The following is a 16,792-nucleotide window of genomic DNA, read 5'->3' on the forward strand; positions in this document are numbered from 1 at the left end:
TGACACCGGTTCCGCCCCATGCCCGCGCACATCGTCGCCACCATCCGCATCACCGATCCCGCCCGCTTCGCGCCGTACCTGAAGGGCATTGCCGGCCTGGCGGAGGCTCATGGCGGCGAATACCTGGTGCGGGCCAAGGTGGATGAGGTGGTGGAGGGCGCCGTGGACCCGGAGGAGCGGGTGGTGGTCATCCGGTTCCCCACGGTCGAGGCCGCGCGCGCCTACGTCCACTCCGACACCTATCGCGCGGCAGCGGCGCTGCGGCAGGGGGCGGGAACGGTGGAGACGCGCCTTTTGGCCGATCCGGCCTGACAAGCCTCGATAGCAGGCCCCTCTTTAGCAGGACCAAAGGTTCGATGCCCCAGACGCTGTATGAGAAACTGTGGACCAGCCACGCCGTGGCCGAACTGCCCGGCGGGGAAACGCTGCTGTATATCGACCGGCACCTGGTTCATGAGGTCAGCAGCCCGCAGGCGTTCGCGTCGCTGCGGGATGCCGGCCGCCGCCTGCGCCGGCCGGGCACCCACCTGGCCGTGGCCGACCACGCCGTGCCCACCCGCGCGCGGGGCGGGGAGATCGAGGACCCGCTGGCGCGGGCCCAGGTCGCGGAGCTGGAGGACAACGCCCACCGCTTCGACGTGCCCTATCGGCCGCTGGACGGGGACCTGCAGGGCATCGTCCATGTCATCGGGCCGGAGCAAGGCTATACCTTGCCGGGCATGACGCTGGTGTGCGGCGACAGCCACACCACCACCCACGGCGCCTTCGGCGCCCTGGCCTTCGGCATCGGCGCCAGCGAGTGCGGCACGGTGATGGCGGCGCAATGCCTGAAGCAGCGGCGGGCGCGAACCCTGCGGGTGGACCTGGTCGGCCAGGCGCATCCGCTGGTCACGGCCAAGGACATCGCCCTGGCCGTCATCGCCCGCATCGGCGCCCTGGGCGCCAGCGGCCATGCGGTGGAATATGCCGGCCCGGCGGTCGAGGCCATGTCCATGGCCGCCCGCATGACCCTGTGCAACATGACCATCGAGGCCGGTGGCCGCGTCGGCCTGGTGGCGCCGGACGAGGTGACCTTCGCCTATCTGAAAGGGCGTCCCCTGGCGCCCAAGGGCGTCCGCTGGGACCAGGCCGTCGCCTACTGGCGGGGCCTGCGCTCCGACCCGGACGCGGTGTTCGACCGGGTGGTGACGGTGGATGTGTCCCACCTGGCGCCGCACGTCAGCTGGGGCACCAGCCCGGATGAGGCCGCCCCCATCACCGCGTCCATTCCCGACCCGGCCACGCTGGGCGACGACAGCGCCCGCCGCCACGCGGAAAAGGCGCTGGCCTATATGGACCTGCGGCCGGGCACGCCCTTGACCGACATTCCCATCCAGCGGGTGTTCATCGGCTCCTGCACCAATGGCCGTATCGAGGATTTGCGCGCCGCTGCCGCCGTGGCGCGCGGACGCCGGGTGGCGGCCGGCGTGCGCGCCATCGTCGTGCCCGGCTCCACCGCCACCAAGCACCAGGCAGAGGCGGAAGGCCTGGACGCCGTGTTCCGGGCGGCGGGTTTCGAATGGCGCCACGCGGGGTGTTCCATGTGCGTCGCCATGAACGATGATCGCCTGGCCGCCGGCGAGCGTTGCGCCAGCACGTCCAACCGCAATTTCGAGGGGCGGCAGGGCCCCGGTGGCCGTACCCACCTGATGAGCCCGGCCATGGCCGCCGCCGCCGCCGTGACCGGCAAGCTGACGGACGTGCGCGCGATGATGGCGATGCCGGCGACGGGCCCGGTGGAGGAAACGCGATGATCCAGCCGTTTGTCCGTGTGGCCGGGCCGGCCGCAGCACTACCTGAAGAGAATGTCGACACCGACATCATCTACCCCGCGCGCTTCCTGCTGATCACAGCCCGCCTGGGCCTGGGCCCCTATGCCTTCCATGATCGGCGCTTCCATGCCGATGGCGGCGAGGTGGCGGACTTCGTCTTCAACCAGCCGCCCTGGCGGGAGGCGCCCATCCTGGTGGCGGGCGCGAATTTCGGGTCCGGGTCCAGCCGCGAACAGGCGGTGTGGGCCCTGCTGGGGCGCGGCATCCGCTGCGTCATCGCCCCCAGCTTCGGGGAGATTTTCCAGGCGAACTGCTACCGCAACGGCGTCCTGCCCATCACCCTGCCGCCCGACCAGGTCGCGGCCTTGAGCGCCGACGCCGTTGAGGCCAGGGCGTTCGAGGTGGATCTGGAGGCGCAGACGGTGACGGTCGCGGGGAAGGCCCCGTTGCCGTTCACCATCGACCCGGAACGCCAGCGCGCCCTGCTGAACGGCTGGGATGAGACGGCGACCCTGCTGAACGCCCACGGCGCCGACATTGAGACATTCGAGGGCCGCCACCGGCGGCTGCAGCCCTGGCTGTTTGACGCGGAGACCGACGCATGACTGACGATTTGGCCGCAAATTACGCCCGCGCCTACGGCACGCGGGTTGGGTTCGGGGCACGCCCCGCGCTGATCATGATCGACTTCTGCCAGGGCTATTTCGATCCCGCCTGCGATCTTTACGCGGGTGTGGAGGATGCCCTGGCCTCCGCCCTGCGGGTGCGGGCGGCGGCGCGGGCGGCGGGGGTGCCGGTCATCCTGACCAACGTCGTCTATCACCCGACCGCCATCGACGGCGGCCGCTTCTATGAGAAGGCGGCCCCGCTGCGCTACTTCCTGAAGGGCAATCCCATGGGGGGCTGGCCGGCCGGGCTGGTGCCGGAGGAAGACGAGCTGGTGGTGAGCAAGCAGTATCCCAGCGCCTTCTTCGGCACCTCCCTGGCCTCGACCCTGACGGCTTTGGGCGTGGACAGCGTCCTGCTGACCGGGTTGACCACCAGCGGCTGCGTGCGCGCCACCTGCGTCGATGCCATGTCCCACGGCTTCCGCACGGCGGTGATCGCCGAGGCCTGCGGCGACCGCCACCAGGCCCCGCACGACGCCAATCTGTTCGACATGAACGCCAAGTACGCCGATGTGGTGGGGGAGGGCGACGCCCTCGCTTTCCTTGCCACGCTGAAGCGCTGACGAAAAAACGCCGCCTGGGGGCGCTCCCCAGGCGGCGTTGGCGCGGTTACCCCAGCCCGTCTCAGCGGAACAGGCGCGGGATGAAATCTTCCAAGTAGGCCCGCCAGTTGATCCAGGTGTGGCCACCGGCGCTTTCATTGTAGACGTACTTGATCCCGTACTGATCCAACACCTTGCGCGTGGGCGCGACGCCGCCGAAGACGGGGTCGCTCTTGCCCACGGCGTAGTAGACCAGGCCGGGGGTCTTGGCCCGCGCCTTCAGCTTGGCGTCGTTGGCCGCCAGGTAGCGCGCCACCTGATCGTCCCCGAACAGGCCGATGCTGAACACGCCGATGGACCCGAAGATCTCCGGATGGGGCAGCCCGAACTGGATGGTGTGGGCGCCGCCCATGGACAGGCCGGCCATGGCGCGCGCCTCTGGCTTAGCCAGCGTGCGGAAGTGGGCATCGACATAGGGCACCAGATCCTTGAGCAGGTCCGCGCCGAAGTCGGTGTTCTCCATTCCCTGGACGCCTTCCCGCATGGGCGTATGGCCCTGCGGCATCACCACGATCATCGGCTTCACCTTGCCGGCCGCGATCAGGTTATCCAGGATCAGGTTGGCGTTGCCCTTGGCCGTCCAGGCGTCGTCGCTGTCGCTGTAGCCGTGGACCAGGTACAGGACCGGGTAACGTTCCTTGCCACCCGCCTCATAGCCCGGCGGGGTGTAGACATGGGCGCGGCGGCGCAGGCCCAGGCTGGACGACTGATAATCCAGGACCGACACCAGGCCGTGGGCCACATCGGCCTTGTACAGCTGGTTGGCCACGTCGGGGCCCGCGATCTCGAAGACGGATTGCGGACCGCCGAAGCCTTCGGCGAAGCGCACGCCTTGCGGATCGGCGACCCGCAGGCCATCGACCTTGAACGCGTAGGTGTAGACGCCCGGCGCCACCGGCGCCGACGTCGTCGCCGACCAGTAGCCTTGCTCATCCTGGGCCATGGTCAGACCGGGCGGCGTGCCGTCCAGGCCGGTGGGCACGCCGTTCACCTCGCCGGCGAAGACGCGCGCCTCGCGCACGCCCTTGGCGCACAGGCGGAAGGTGACACGCCCGTCGGCCTGCGGTTCCACCGACGGGTAGAACAGCGGCGGCTGCATGAAGGACCGTTCCTCGCACGCTGGCAGCGCGGCTGCGGTTGCGCCAGCGGAAATGGAAAGCAAGAGGGAGGAAGTGATAAACGGAATAACTCGACGCATCATCGCTCCATCATCCGACAAAGACCATAGGTGAAGAAATTGCCAAGAGAAAAGGCGCACGCGGATGGTCCGCGTGCGCCCCTTACGTCCAGATCAGAACTTGTATTTCATCTGCAGGCCCAGGGTCCGGCGCTCACGCAGGCCGACCGTGACAGTGGAGTAGTTGTAGTTTGTCGAGTTGGGCTGGAACAGGATGCCATCGTTGGCTGACACGTAACTGGTGTTGTCAAACAGGTTGTTCACGAAGAAGTCGACCGACACGGGGCCCTTGGTGATGCCGGTGCGGACGTTGAAAACGTGAGCGTCCTCGGTCTTCAGGATGTTGGCGACGTCGGTCCAGAAACCGGACTTGTAGATGTAGTCCACGCGGCTGAACCAGGTGGCGTCGCCCCAGCTTTTCAGGCTGCCGTTGACCATGACGCCCGCCGTGGCGGAATATTTTGAGGTCAGGGGCAGTGCCTTGCCCTTGAAGTTGGTGATGCCGCTGTAGGTGGTGACCAGGGGGGCCTTGTATTCCTGCACGTCCGTGTCGGTGTAGGCGCCGCCGGCGTTGAAGGTGATCATGTGGTTCAGGCGATAATTGGCCTGCAACTCCAAGCCCTTCATGTCGGTGCTGCCGGCATTGATAGTGCCGAACACGCTGCCGAAGCCGCCGCCGTTGAGAATGAAGGTCTGGATGACTTGGTTCAACTGGTCGCGCCACTGGGAATAATAGCCGGCGGCTGTGAAGTTCATGGCGCCTTCCAACGCCTTGCCCTTGATGCCCAGTTCGTAGGTCGTGACCTTTTCCGGCTTCACGAACAGATCGATACCCAGGCCCTTGGCGACGGTCGCCGTTTGGCCGGAATAGTAGGCCACGCCCGTGTTCAGCGCCGCGGTATTGACGCCCTTGGCCACCGAGGCATAGGTCATCAGGTCGTCGGTCCATTGGTATTGGATGATGAAGCGCGGCAGGAAGTTGTTGAAGTCACGGCTACCCAGCAGTGAGCCGGCCTTGTAGGTCCCAGCCGGGATGAAGGTGCTGTCGGTGACAGCCAGATCGCCGGTGGTGGCGATGTAGGAATACAGCTTATCCACCTGATAGCGGCCTTCGGCGCTGGCCGTCAGCTTGCTGGTGATGTCGTAGGTCAGGCCGAAGAAGCCGCTCAACGTCTCCGTCTCGGACTTGCCAGAGGGGGTGACGCTCTTGTTGGCGATGATGGTGTCCAGGGAATCGGTGGTGCGCAGGGACGTGCTGTCCAGGTAGCTGAAGCCGGCGACGCCACGGAACGCACCGCCGTTGTCATAGCTGAGGCGCAGTTCCTGCGACCAGTCCTTGGTCACGCTTTCCACCAGATAGGCGGAACTGTAGGTGCTGCGCTGGCCGTTGGTGGCGGTGTAGGTGGGGTTGGCGATGCCGGAGCTGTCATAATTGACGATGTCGGACACCGAGCTCCATTGCTCGCGGTTGTAGCCGGTCAGCGAACTGACGGTGAAGCCGGTGTCGGGGATTTCGTAATCGACCGTCAAATGGCCGTGCTTGTAATCGCGGACCAGGCCATATTTCTGCGCCCCTTCACTGGGGTTGATGATGCGGTTGGTGGACACCGCCAGGGCCTTGCGCACATAGGCGTCGGTGATGGTGTTGCCGGCGGGCGTGCCGGAGGGCAGCGACGGGGTGGTGCCGCAGATGAAGGGGTTACCGTTGACCGTGCAGTTGCTGAGGCTGGGCACCACCACGTTACCGCTGGAATCCTTCACTTGGCGCGCGCTCAGCAGGCCCAAGGCGGCGGGACCGTCATCGTCGTGTGAGATCAGACCGAAGGCCTTGATCGACAGGTTTTCCGTCGGCTTCACGGTCAGCAGCGCATTGCCGCTGGTGGATGACTGGTCGCCCAGGGTCTGGCTGGGGTTGGCGGCGTTCTTGTAGGAACCGTCCTTGGAGTAATGGTCGGCGCCGATGCGGAACCCCACCTTGTCATCGACGATGGGGCCGTCCACTTCCGCCTGAAGGCGGCGGTTGTTGTGCGTGCCCACCATGGCGGTGACGCTGCCGCCATAGTCGTTGCCGGGCAGCTTGTTCACAACGTTCAGGGCGCCGGCGAAGGCATTGCGGCCGAAATAGGCGGACTGCGGACCCCGCAGCAGTTCGACGCGCTCGGGGTTCGACACGCTCATCACCGCGGTGGCCGACGACACCGGCACGCCATCGATGAAGGTGGCGACCGGCGTGGTGTCGGTGGTGGCCGGGGTGAAGCCGCGCAGGATGATCTGCTGGAACGACCGGTCGGACCGGCCGGAGAAGTTGTTGTTGATGTTCAGGCCAGGCGTCTGGTCCGCCAGGTTGTTCAGGGAGACGATGCCCTTCTGGTCGATTTCGGCGCCGGTGACGGCGGCCACCGAGACGGGGGTCTTCAGGATGTCTTCCTCGCGCTTCCGCGCGGTGACGACGATTTCCTCCAACTCCATCGAGTCTTCTTTATTCTTCTTGTCGCTTGGCGCTTCGGCGGCGACGACCGACGTGGCCACCATGACCATGCCCATCGCGCCCAGCAGCGGAATCCGAGAAGCCCCCCAAATACCTTCAATCTTCAAGACAGACATCTTCTTCTCCCAGATTTGGCCTCGTCATTGCGAGTGCCGGCTTCCCCAGTGTGATTGCCACCCCTTGCAAGAAGGTGCGGGCAGCCCTCCAGTCCCGTCCAAGATCACGGGGCCACATCGAAGGGCTGATTGATTTTGGTTTTTTGGATGATTGGGTTTGGCGCGGAACGTCTCAAGCGAAGCTCTGCGGCTGTCCATTAGGTGGGCAGACCTGGGTCCGATCGCGATGGCGGAAGCTGATTCTGGGGAAGGCTAAAAGCCTTCCGCTCCACAGATTTACTTTGTATTTCTGGGTTTTATTTTTATTAAAGTGAGTTTATGGCCTTCGACAGAAGATTTTTGCCGGTTATTCATGTCTGTGGCCGTGAAGGGATTCCGGTTCGTAAATTTTCCACGAACCATCACCGTGGGGCGAAGGCCCCCGGCCTCTCGGGATAGCGCGGGCCCAGCGCGGATGCCGGGGGCTTTACGCTATCATGGGGGACCGGCATGCCGTCGCCGGTGTTGAGAAAGGCGCGCAACAGTCCGGCGGCGTCGGCCGTGTGCTGATCCAGGAACCCGTGTCCCCAGCCTGGCACCTCCAGGATGTGGCCGTGGGGGGCCAGACCCTCCGCCCGGCGGGTGTAGATATCCAGGTCGTCGCCCGTGTTCAGGATCAGGAAGGGCTGCCGCACCAGGGGCATGCGGCCGCCCAAGTCATAGGCGAAGGCGGCACTGTGCCCCCATTCCCCCTTGCGTCCGGCGATCAGCGCCTCGGGGAATGCTTCCGCCACATGCTCCAGCGTCACGCCCGGCCGCAGGTGGTGGTAAAGGAAGCTCTTCCACCGGGCCAGCACGTGGCTGCCGTCCGCCGTGACGCTCAGCCCGTGGTAATAAGCCTCGAACTGCCGCCTGTCCTCATCGGTGAAAACCGGCGCCGACACCGTCACCAGGCGCCGCACCCGCGTGGGCGACAGCAGCGCCATCTCCACCCCGATCATGGCGCCGGTGTGATAGCCGAAGACATCCACAGGCGTGGTGACGCCCAGGGCCGTCAGGCCGGCGTCCAGGAAACGGGCATAGTCGGCGATGCTGGGGGGCGCGTCCGGCGGGTCCGATTGGCCGAAGCCGGGCGTGTCGAAGGCGATGGCGTGCCGGTCGTCCCCCAGGTCGGCCAGCAGGGACTGGAAGGTTCGGCTGGACATGGGGCTCATATGGATGCACAGCAGCGGTACGTGTTTGCCCTGGCCATCCTGGGGCTTGGCCTGCCGCAGATGCATTTGCCCGCAGGGGCCATCCACATATGCGCGCTGTACCAAAGCCATCGCCCGTCTCCGATTTCTCGCAATTTAAAAAATATATCTATATATCAATTCCATCATTGTCCAGCACCCTGCCTCAAGGCTTATGCGGCGGGGCGCAGCATGGGATAGGTGAACAGGAAAAAGTGCGTCGCGTTCAGGCCGACATGGGCCAGGATGGCCGCCGGCAACCCGCCGTGGCGATAGGCCAGGCCATAGCCGATCCCGGCGATGCCCCCCAGGATGACCCAGGGCAGCCCCCCGCCCACATGGGCCAGGCCGAACAGGGCGGACGCCGTCACCAGGGCCAGGGGTTCGCCCCAGCGCCGGTGGCGCAGACACCGCGTCAGGCCCGCTTGGATGTACCCCCGGAAAAGTGCTTCCTCCGCCACCGCCACGAACGCCAAGTTGTCCAGCAGCCAAAGCCTGGCGCCGGCCGGCCATTTCGGCGCCCAGGCGACGATGCCCAGGATCAGGGCGGCGGCCAGGCAGGCGGCTGACGTGGCCAACCAGGCGATCGCCGTTACGGCCAGTGTCCGGCCAGGCGGGCGCAAGGCCCGCACCGCCGGCACGAAGGCCAGCAGCCAGAGCCCCACCAAGGGCTTGTCCAGGTTCAGGTACAGGGTGAAGGGCATGGCGTCCGGGGTCAGGGGGGCCGGCCCCATGACGCGCGGGTTGTGAAAGCCGGGCCACAGATGGGCGGACAGGGCCACGGCCAGGACCAGGAACAGCCCGTGGCCCACCCAACGGACGGCGGCGGGCCGGTTCTCGCGCACCGCCCAGGCCAGAATAGCCAGCAGAGCCAGGGCCAAGCCCGCTGGCCAGCCCAACAGGCCGTCCGCGACCGCCGCCGCGATGGTCCCACCCAGCAGCAGGGGCAGCCAGGGGCGGAAGCGGTCCGTCCAGGCGGCGGCGGTGGCCAGCGCCAGAAAAATCCAAGGCAGGGCGGGCATCGGCATCCAGTCCGCGTAGGGGATGGGGCCGCTTTCCCTAACCCAGCGGCAGGAAGGCCCGCAAGTGGGGCGCCGTGCGGCTGTCGGGGCAAGCGGCCACCGTTTCCGGTGGCCCGGCCGCCACGACGCGCCCGCCCTCGTCCCCGGCACCGGGGCCGATGTCGATGACCCAGTCGCTGGCCGCCGCCACCCCCATGTCGTGATCGACCACCACCACCGTGTTGCCGGCGGTCACCAGGGCGTCCAACTGGGTCAGCAGCCGATCCACATCGCTGGGGTGCAGGCCGGTGGTCGGCTCATCCAGCACATACAGTGCCCCGCCCCGCTGGGCCCGCTGCAACTCCGTCGCCAGCTTGATGCGCTGCGCCTCCCCGCCGGAAAACTCGGTGGCCGGCTGACCCAGGCGCAGGTAGTCCAGCCCCACCTCCTGCAGCACGGTCAGGGACCGGCGCGCGGCGGGCACGTCCTGGAAGAAGTCGCTGGCCGCCGCCACCGTCAGGCCGAGGACATCGGCGATGGTCTTGCCGCGATAGGTGATCTCCAGCGTCTGGGCGTTGTAGCGGCTGCCGTGGCAGACGGGGCAAGGGGCGTAGACGCTGGGCAGGAACAGCAGTTCCACCATGACGAAGCCCTCGCCCTCGCAGCGGGGGCAGCGCCCCTTGGCCACATTGAAGGAGAAGCGGCCGGCGTCATAGCGCCGCCGCTTGGCCTCCGGCGTGTCGGCGAACAGTGCCCGCACATGGTCCAGCAGGCCGGTATAGGTCGCCAGGTTGGACCGGGGCGTGCGGCCGATAGGCTTCTGGTCCACGCGGATCAGGCGCTTGATCCCGGAAAGCCCCCCCTCGATCCGGCCCTCGGTCTCCGCCGCCGGCTCCTGCTCCAGCAGGGTTTCGGCGTCGGCGGGCTCCTCCTCCACCGCCACAGGCGCGCCCAAGGCCTTGGTCACCAGTTCCACCAGCGCCTGGCTGACCAGGCTGGACTTGCCGGACCCGGAAATGCCGGTGACGGTGGTCAGGCAGCCCAGGGGAAAAGCGCAGTCCAGGGCCTTCAGGTTGTTGCGCGTCACGCCCGCCAGGCGCAGCCAACCCGCCGGTTCGCGCCGCGCCGGCCGGGGGCGGTGGTCCGCCGCGAACAGATGGCGGGCGGTCTGTGAGGCCGCGACGGCACGCAAGCCCTCCGGCGGGCCGCTGTAGAGGATTTGGCCGCCGCCCTCACCCGCGGCGGGGCCGACATCGACGATCCAGTCGGCATGACGCACCACGTCCAGGTCATGCTCGACCACGAACAGGGAGTTGCCCACCGCCTTCAGCCCGTCCAGCGCGCGCAACAGCGCCTGGGTGTCGGCCGGGTGCAGGCCCGCCGACGGCTCATCCATCACATAGACCACGCCGAACAGGTTGGAGACGACCTGCGTCGCCAGGCGCAGGCGCTGCAACTCCCCCGGCGACAGGGTGGGCGTGCTGCGCTCCAGCGTCAGGTAGCCCAGGCCCAAATCCAGCAGCACGGCCAGGCGCCGGCACAGGTCGGTGGCGATGCGGGCGATGACGATGGCCGTTTCCGGCCGCGTCCGGCGCAATTCCCGCAGCCGCTCCGACCCGTCGTCGGCATAGGCGGCGAACAGGGACGTGATGCGCTTCAGCGGCAGTTGGCCCATGGCCGCGATATCCATCCCCTGGAAGGTCACCGACAGCGATTCCGGGCGCAGCCGCTTGCCGGCGCAGGTGGGGCAGGGGCTGCTGACCATGAAGCTGGCGGCCCGCTTTTTCATCATCGCGCTGTGCGTGGTGGCGAAGCTGTGCAGGACGTGGCGGCGGGCGCTGGAGAAGGTGCCCATGTAGTTGGGCGGCAGCTTGCGGCGGATCGCCTCCCGCACCTCGGCGGCTGTGAAGCCGGGATAGACCGGCACCTCCGGCTGTTCCTCGGTGAACAGGATCCAGTCGCGCGTCTTCTGCGGCAGGTCGCGCCAGGGCGTGTCGACGTCGATGCCCAGGGTGATCAGGATGTCGCGCAGGTTCTGCCCGCCCCAGGCGGTGGGCCAGGCCGCCACCGCCCTTTCCCGGATGGTCAGCGACGGGTCGGGCACCATGGACGCCTCCGTCACCTCATGCACCCGGCCCAGGCCATGGCAGGTGGGGCAGGCCCCCTCCGGCGTGTTGGTGGAGAAGGCCTCAGCCTCCAGCAGCGCTTGGCCCGGCGGATAGTCGCCGGCGCGGGAGTACAGCATGCGCAGGAGGTTGGACAGGGTGGTGACGCTGCCGACGGAGGAGCGGGCGGTGGGCGATCCGCGCTGCTGCTGCAGGGCCACGGCCGGCGGCAGCCCCTCGATGGCGTCAACGTCCGGCACGCTCATCTGGTGGAACAGCCGCCGGGCGTAGGGAGACACCGATTCCAGGTAACGGCGCTGCGCCTCGGCATACAGGGTGCTGAACGCCAGGGAGGATTTGCCGGAGCCGGAGACGCCGGTGAAAACCACCAAAGCGTCGCGCGGGATGTCCACGTCGACAGTCTTCAGATTGTGCTCCCGCGCGCCGCGTACGCGGACGAAGCCGGCTTTGGCCGTGTCCGTGTCGGCGGCGTCTTCGGGATCATGACGGTCGTGCATCCTTGCCTCCTCGCGCCGGGGTGGGGGACCCGGTCAGGAGGCAAGGTGCCACAGGCGGGCGCCCGGGGGCATGCTACGATGGTCGCCAGGGTGCCCGACGGGCCTCAATGCCAGAGGTTGGTCTTGGCCAGGTCCACCAGCTCATCGCCCCGGCCGCTCATCACCGCCTTCAGCATGTAGAGGGTGAAGCCCTTGGCCATCTGGGCGTTGATGGCGGGCGGGATGGGCAGCTCCGTGCGGGCGACCACCGCGTCCACCAGCACGGGGCCGTCATGGGCGAAGGCCTCGCGCAGCCCCGGCTCCACCTCATAGGGCCGTTCCAGGCGGATGCCCTTGATGCCCACGGCCTCCGCCAGGGCGGCGAAGTTGGGATTGTCCAGGCCGGTGCCGAAGGGCAGGAAGCCGGTGGACTTCTGCTCCACCTCGATGAAGCCCAGGGCGCCGTTGTTGAAGACGATGATCTTGGCCGGCAAGCCCCGCTGCTTGAAGGTCAGCAAATCGCCCATCAGCATGGTGAAGCCGCCGTCGCCCGACAGCGACACCACCTGCCGCCCGGGAAAGGCCGCCTGCGCGCCCAGCGCCATGGGCATGGCGTTGGCCATGGACCCATGCCACAGCGAGCCGATCAGCCGCCGCCGGCCGTTCATGGCCAGATAGCGCGCCGCCCACACCGTGGGCAGGCCCACGTCGAAGGTGAAGATGGCGTCCTCCGCCGCCAGGTCGCTGACGGCCTTGGCCACCTGCTGCGGATGGATCACGTCTTGGCTGCGGTCGGGGGCGGCCAGGCCGTCCAGCTCGGCGCGCGTGCGGCGGTAATGGCGCAGCGCCTTGTCCAGGTGCGCGCCGTCCGTCCGGGGCGTCAGGCGGGGCAGCAGGGCGCGCAGGGTGGCGCCGACATCGCCCACCACGCCCAGGTCCAGCGGCGCCCGGCGGCCCAGTTGGCCCGGCCGGATGTCAACCTGGGCCACCGTCACGTCCGCCCCCTTGGGGTAGAACTGGCGGTAGGGGAAATCCGTGCCCAGCATCAGCAGCATGTCGGTATCCAGCATGGCGTAATAGCCGGAGGAAAAGCCGATCAGGCCGGTCATGCCCACGTCATAGGGGTTGTCGTACTCCACATGCTCCTTGCCCTTCAGGGCATGGACGATGGGCGCCTTCAGCGTTTCCGCCAGGGCCACCACCGCTTCGTGCGCCCCGGCGCAGCCGGAGCCGCACAGCAGGGTGACGCGGGGGCTGGCGTTCAGCAGGTCGGCCAGCGCGGCCAACTGCTCGTCCCCCGGCACCACCACGGGTGGTTTCGGCACCAGGCCGGTGGGCTTCAGCGGCGCGTCGGTCGCGGCCTCTTTCAAGGCGACGTCGCCGGGGATGACAATGACGGACACGCCGTGCTCCCCGATGGCGGTCCGTAGCGCGATCTCCAGACTGCGCGGCATCTGCGACGGGTCGGACACCAACTCGCAGTAATGGCTGCATTCGCGGAACAGATCCTGGGGATGGGTTTCCTGGAAATAGCCGGACCCGATCTCGGGCGAGGGGATGTGGGCGGCGATGGCCAGCACCGGCACGCGCGAGCGGTGGCAGTCGAACAGCCCGTTGATCAGGTGCAGGTTGCCGGGGCCGCAGCTGCCGGCGCAGACGGCGATGGTGCCCGTCAGGTGCGCGTCGGCGCTGGCGGCGAAGGCTGCCACCTCCTCATGCCGGACGGCGATCCACTCGATATCGCCGCGCCGGCGCAGCGCGTCCGTCAGGCCGTTCAGGCTGTCGCCCACGACCCCATAGATGCGTTTGACGCCGGCGGCGGCCAGCGTGGCGGCGAATTGATCGGCTACGGTCATGGACATGGACGGCGGTCTCCTCATGAGGGCAGGGATCAACGGGCTCCCGGGGCGCGGGTTCCTCCGGGGGTACGGGAAGGTGTGGTGGGGAGGGGGGGCGTCAGCCCTTCCAGGGGGCCAGGAAATCCAGCAGCAGCGTGTTCACTATTTCCGGCCGTTCCTCCTGGGGCAGGTGGCCGCAATCGGGGATGGGGACGGTGACCAGGTCGTCGGCCATCTCGGCCCACACCTTGGCCATGTCGAACAGCTTGCCCACGGCATGGAAGTCATTGCCCCACAGGGATAGGACGGGGCAGACGATCTTGGTGTCGGCGTCGGCCCGGTCCTGGGCCAAATCCTCCGCGTTGGCGCGATAGTCGGCCATGGCGCCGCGCACGGCGCCGGGCGCCTGGTAGGCCCGGACATAGGTGTCGAACGCCTCGCCTGTGATGGTGCCGGGGTCGAAGGTCCAGTCGGAGAAGAAGTGGCGCAGCCAGATGTGCTCCCGCCCCGCGATCAACGCTTCCGGCAAATCCGGCACCAGATGGAACAGGAAGAACCAGTAGGACTTGGCGATGGCGGCGTTCAGGTCGCGCGCCACGATGCGGGTGGGCACGTTGTCCATCACCACCAGCCGGTCCACCAGGTGCGGGTGATCCTTGGCGAAGCGGGTGGCGACGCGTGCGCCCCGGTCATGGCCCACCAGGGCGACCTTGGGGATGTCCAGCGCCCGCATCAGTTCCACGATGTCGCGGGCCATGGTGCGCTTGTCATAGCCCGCCGCCGGCTTGTCTGTCTCGCCGTAGCCCCGCAGGTCGGGGGCGATGACGCGGTACCGGTCGGCCAGGGCGGGAATCTGGAAGCGCCAGGCGTAGTTGGTCTCGGGAAAGCCGTGCAGCAGGATGACGGGCAGGCCCTCGCCCGCCTCCACCACATATTGGCGGATGCCGTTCGCCTGGATGGTGTAGCGTTTCTGGGTCATGGCCAGCGCATGCTCCTCACCGTTTCGTGTGGGCCGTTTCGTGTGGCCCCCCGATCTTTCCTGTCCGACGGCGTCCGGTCTTGTTGGTGGCGCCGCCGCTTTGAAGATTTGGGGGGCAAGGGGGCGCCGTTGCCCTGGACGCTGCGATGGCGCCCGCGAAACGGAACGGCGGCCTTAGCCGCGAATAAAGGCCACCAGGTCGGCGCTGACCTGGTGCCGGTGGGTGGTGCAGGTGGCATGCGGCGCGCCGGGATAGACCTTCAATTGGGCCCCGGGGATCAGGCGTGCGCTGGCCTCCGCGGTGATGCCGATGGGCGCCGTCTGGTCGTCGTCGCCGTGGATGATCAGCGTGGGCAGGCGGATGTCCGCCATTTCGCGCCGGAAGTCGGTTTCGGAAAAGGCGGTGACGCAGTCGATGGTGGCCTTGATGGATGCTTGCGCCGCGATTTGCAGCGTCTGGTCCAGGATGCCTTGCGACACGGCGGACCCCGGCCGGTTGGTACCGAAATACAGGGTGCTGAAATCGGCCACGAACTGCGGGCGGTCGTTGGCGATGGCGTCGCGCACGCCGGCGAAGCCCTCGGCCGGCATGCCCTGGGGATTGTCGTCGGTCTTCAGGAAGAAGGGCGTCACAGCGCTGACCAGCGCCAGCTTGGCCACCCGATCCGCGCCGTGGCGGGTGAGATAGCGCACGACGTCGCCGCCGCCCATGGAAAAGCCCACCAGCACCAGGTCCCGCAGGTCCAGATGCTCAATCAACTGGGCGATGTCGTCGGCCAGGGTGTCGTAATCATAGCCGTCCCAGGGCTGGCTGGACCGGCCGAAACCGCGGCGGTCAAAGGCCACGGCGCGGTACCCGTTCCGGGCCAAGTGCAGCATCTGGTATTCCCACATGTCGGCGCTCAGCGGCCAGCCGTGGCTGAACAGGACCGGCTGCCCCTGGCCCCAGTCCTTGTAATAGAGTTCCGTGCCGTCGCGCAGGGTCAGCGTGGTCATGGTATTTCCTCATCGTCTGGGATGGTTCTGGGACACTAGCCAGCCTCAACCGGTGGGGATTGAAGGAAAGGTCGGCGGCTGGCTGAATTTTGCGGTCTTGATCAACAGCTTCCCCACCAGGCCCCGCTTTTCGGCCCCCATTTTTTCCCGGCCCAGGCCCGCAGACGGGGCGTCAGCCAATCGACCTGGGCCAGCACCAGGGCGCCGCCGCCGGGACCGGTGCAGCAGGTGCCGGCCAAGGCCAGCAGAACGCGCAGGGCGGGGGTGGTCGAGGGCATGGCGAGGCACTCTCTATATGGGCTGGGCCAAAGGGGGTCAGCGGTGGAAGGCGTCGGCCAGGGCGGCGCGGGCCATGGCGAAGGCGGCGCGGGACGGGGCGGTGTCCGCCAGCCCGTCCAGCCAGAAGAAATCGTGGATGCAGCCCATCAGGCGCGCGGCGCTGGTTTCCACATCCGCCGCCATCATGCGGCGGGCCAGGGCTTCGCCACCGTCGCGGGCCAGGTCGGCCTCCGCGGTCAGGATCAGGGTGGGGGGCAGGCGGCGCAGGCGATCCGGCGGCAGATCCAGGGGGGACAGGCCCGCCCAGGCCGGCTGGCCGGGAAAGGCTTGGGGGGTCAGCGCCGCCAGGTCGCCATGGTCCAGCCAAGGGGTGGCGGGGGCGTCCGGCGCGGCGGGACCCACCAGGGGGTGGAACAGCACCTGGGCGCGGAAGCCGTCGCTGGGGGGCAGGCCGGCGGCCAACAGCAGCGCCATGGCGCCGCCGCTGCCATCGCCCGCCACCGCGACGCGGGCGACGTCCAGCCCCAGGTCCCGCCCGTTGGCGCGCACCCAGTCCAGGGCGGCGCGGGCGTGTTTCAGGGCCAGGGCGGCCGGCACCAGACCGGGCTCCACGAACACCAGGGCGGCGTCGCAGGCCTGGGCCAGCGCTACGGCGGCCCCGCCGTGCGTCGTCCAACCGCCCAGGGTCCAGAGCCCGCCATGTAGGTAGAAGACAACCGGCACCCGTTTGCCATCGGCGCCCGACGGCCAGGCGATGCGAAGCGCCACGTCCCCGTCCGTCACCGGCACCCGGATCACGGCGTCGGCCACCGGGGCGGCGCTTTCCTGCAGCCGCGCCGCGATCTCCTGTCGCGCCACCGGTTCCATGCCCGGACGGTAGGGCAGCAGTCCTGCCTCCACCACCCGGTCCAGGAAGCTCTGCACGCCCGGGTCCAGGGTCAGGCAATACGCGGCCAGGTCCAGCCGCGGCCCGTGGTCCGGGGTTGTGGGGGAGGGGAAAGATGCTTCGGGGATCATGGCAACG

Annotated in this window: 14 protein-coding genes; 4 read left to right on the plus strand and 10 right to left on the minus strand. The window is 68.0% G+C overall.

Annotated elements, in window-relative coordinates; genetic code table 11:
* The first annotated feature begins 18 nt into the window (after positions 1–18).
* From UCD39_RS05905 to UCD39_RS05920, 4 genes are read left to right on the plus strand one after another with little or no spacing between them, the layout of a single operon-like run.
* The gene (locus tag UCD39_RS05905) at positions 19–312 is read left to right on the plus strand and encodes a DUF1330 domain-containing protein (protein ID WP_145729181.1); all 294 of its coding nucleotides are present in this window, start codon (positions 19–21) and stop codon (positions 310–312) included.
* A gap of 44 nt (positions 313–356) precedes the next feature.
* A complete protein-coding gene (gene leuC / locus UCD39_RS05910; protein ID WP_330495126.1) occupies positions 357–1,793 on the plus strand; it encodes a 3-isopropylmalate dehydratase large subunit in 1,437 nt (478 codons plus the stop codon).
* Positions 1,790–2,416: a 3-isopropylmalate dehydratase small subunit gene (gene leuD / locus UCD39_RS05915; RefSeq protein ID WP_330495127.1), complete on the plus strand. Its 627-nt coding sequence runs from the start codon at positions 1,790–1,792 to the stop codon at positions 2,414–2,416. The genes leuC and leuD overlap by 4 nt, the downstream gene beginning before the upstream one ends.
* Entirely contained in the window at positions 2,413–3,042 is a 630-nt protein-coding gene (locus tag UCD39_RS05920; protein WP_330495128.1) for an isochorismatase family protein, read from the plus strand. The genes leuD and UCD39_RS05920 overlap by 4 nt, the downstream gene beginning before the upstream one ends.
* 61 nt (positions 3,043–3,103) lie before the next feature.
* Here the strand turns inward: UCD39_RS05920 and UCD39_RS05925 are convergent, their stop codons facing one another.
* From UCD39_RS05925 to UCD39_RS05970, 10 genes are all read right to left on the minus strand, one after another.
* Positions 3,104–4,180 (minus strand): alpha/beta hydrolase, encoded by a 1,077-nt coding sequence (locus UCD39_RS05925; RefSeq protein ID WP_330495129.1) that lies wholly within the window; start codon positions 4,178–4,180, stop codon positions 3,104–3,106.
* A 192-nt stretch (positions 4,181–4,372) separates the two neighbouring features.
* A complete protein-coding gene (locus tag UCD39_RS05930) occupies positions 4,373–6,790 on the minus strand; it encodes a TonB-dependent receptor (protein WP_330495130.1) in 2,418 nt (805 codons plus the stop codon).
* Positions 6,791–7,263: 473 nt separating this feature from the next.
* The gene (locus UCD39_RS05935) at positions 7,264–8,166 is read right to left on the minus strand and encodes an alpha/beta fold hydrolase (protein ID WP_330495131.1); all 903 of its coding nucleotides are present in this window, start codon (positions 8,164–8,166) and stop codon (positions 7,264–7,266) included.
* An 80-nt stretch (positions 8,167–8,246) separates the two neighbouring features.
* Positions 8,247–9,095 (minus strand): CPBP family intramembrane glutamic endopeptidase, encoded by an 849-nt coding sequence (locus tag UCD39_RS05940; RefSeq protein WP_330495132.1) that lies wholly within the window; start codon positions 9,093–9,095, stop codon positions 8,247–8,249.
* A 37-nt stretch (positions 9,096–9,132) separates the two neighbouring features.
* Positions 9,133–11,697 (minus strand): excinuclease ABC subunit UvrA, encoded by a 2,565-nt coding sequence (locus UCD39_RS05945; protein ID WP_330495133.1) that lies wholly within the window; start codon positions 11,695–11,697, stop codon positions 9,133–9,135.
* Between the two features lie 104 nt (positions 11,698–11,801).
* Positions 11,802–13,538 (minus strand): ubiquinone-dependent pyruvate dehydrogenase, encoded by a 1,737-nt coding sequence (gene poxB / locus UCD39_RS05950; protein WP_330495134.1) that lies wholly within the window; start codon positions 13,536–13,538, stop codon positions 11,802–11,804.
* Positions 13,539–13,632: 94 nt separating this feature from the next.
* Positions 13,633–14,493: an alpha/beta fold hydrolase gene (locus UCD39_RS05955; RefSeq protein WP_330495135.1), complete on the minus strand. Its 861-nt coding sequence runs from the start codon at positions 14,491–14,493 to the stop codon at positions 13,633–13,635.
* A gap of 174 nt (positions 14,494–14,667) precedes the next feature.
* The gene (locus tag UCD39_RS05960) at positions 14,668–15,489 is read right to left on the minus strand and encodes an alpha/beta fold hydrolase (RefSeq protein WP_330495136.1); all 822 of its coding nucleotides are present in this window, start codon (positions 15,487–15,489) and stop codon (positions 14,668–14,670) included.
* Between the two features lie 101 nt (positions 15,490–15,590).
* Entirely contained in the window at positions 15,591–15,767 is a 177-nt protein-coding gene (locus UCD39_RS05965) for a hypothetical protein (protein ID WP_330495137.1), read from the minus strand.
* Between the two features lie 37 nt (positions 15,768–15,804).
* Positions 15,805–16,785 (minus strand): alpha/beta hydrolase, encoded by a 981-nt coding sequence (locus UCD39_RS05970; protein WP_330495138.1) that lies wholly within the window; start codon positions 16,783–16,785, stop codon positions 15,805–15,807.
* Positions 16,786–16,792 lie beyond the last annotated feature (7 nt).

This window comes from Nitrospirillum karajorum (assembly GCF_036348415.1).
Taxonomy (GTDB): Bacteria; Pseudomonadota; Alphaproteobacteria; order Azospirillales; family Azospirillaceae; genus Nitrospirillum; species Nitrospirillum amazonense_B.

Bases quoted from the DNA above. Each gene is read 5' to 3' on its own strand.
- poxB (WP_330495134.1), bottom strand. From the start codon at position 13,538: ATGTCCATGACCGTAGCCGATCAATTCGCCGCCACGCTGGCCGCCGCC.
- UCD39_RS05960 (WP_330495136.1), bottom strand. From the start codon at position 15,489: ATGACCACGCTGACCCTGCGCGACGGCACGGAACTCTATTACAAGGAC.
- UCD39_RS05925 (WP_330495129.1), bottom strand. From the start codon at position 4,180: ATGCAGCCGCCGCTGTTCTACCCGTCGGTGGAACCGCAGGCCGACGGG.
- UCD39_RS05955 (WP_330495135.1), bottom strand. From the start codon at position 14,493: ATGACCCAGAAACGCTACACCATCCAGGCGAACGGCATCCGCCAATAT.
- leuD (WP_330495127.1), top strand. From the start codon at position 1,790: ATGATCCAGCCGTTTGTCCGTGTGGCCGGGCCGGCCGCAGCACTACCT.
- UCD39_RS05905 (WP_145729181.1), top strand. From the start codon at position 19: ATGCCCGCGCACATCGTCGCCACCATCCGCATCACCGATCCCGCCCGC.
- UCD39_RS05965 (WP_330495137.1), bottom strand. From the start codon at position 15,767: ATGCCCTCGACCACCCCCGCCCTGCGCGTTCTGCTGGCCTTGGCCGGC.
- UCD39_RS05920 (WP_330495128.1), top strand. From the start codon at position 2,413: ATGACTGACGATTTGGCCGCAAATTACGCCCGCGCCTACGGCACGCGG.
- UCD39_RS05940 (WP_330495132.1), bottom strand. From the start codon at position 9,095: ATGCCCGCCCTGCCTTGGATTTTTCTGGCGCTGGCCACCGCCGCCGCC.
- UCD39_RS05945 (WP_330495133.1), bottom strand. From the start codon at position 11,697: ATGCACGACCGTCATGATCCCGAAGACGCCGCCGACACGGACACGGCC.
- leuC (WP_330495126.1), top strand. From the start codon at position 357: ATGCCCCAGACGCTGTATGAGAAACTGTGGACCAGCCACGCCGTGGCC.
- UCD39_RS05970 (WP_330495138.1), bottom strand. From the start codon at position 16,785: ATGATCCCCGAAGCATCTTTCCCCTCCCCCACAACCCCGGACCACGGG.
- UCD39_RS05930 (WP_330495130.1), bottom strand. From the start codon at position 6,790: ATGGTGGCCACGTCGGTCGTCGCCGCCGAAGCGCCAAGCGACAAGAAG.
- UCD39_RS05935 (WP_330495131.1), bottom strand. From the start codon at position 8,166: ATGGCTTTGGTACAGCGCGCATATGTGGATGGCCCCTGCGGGCAAATG.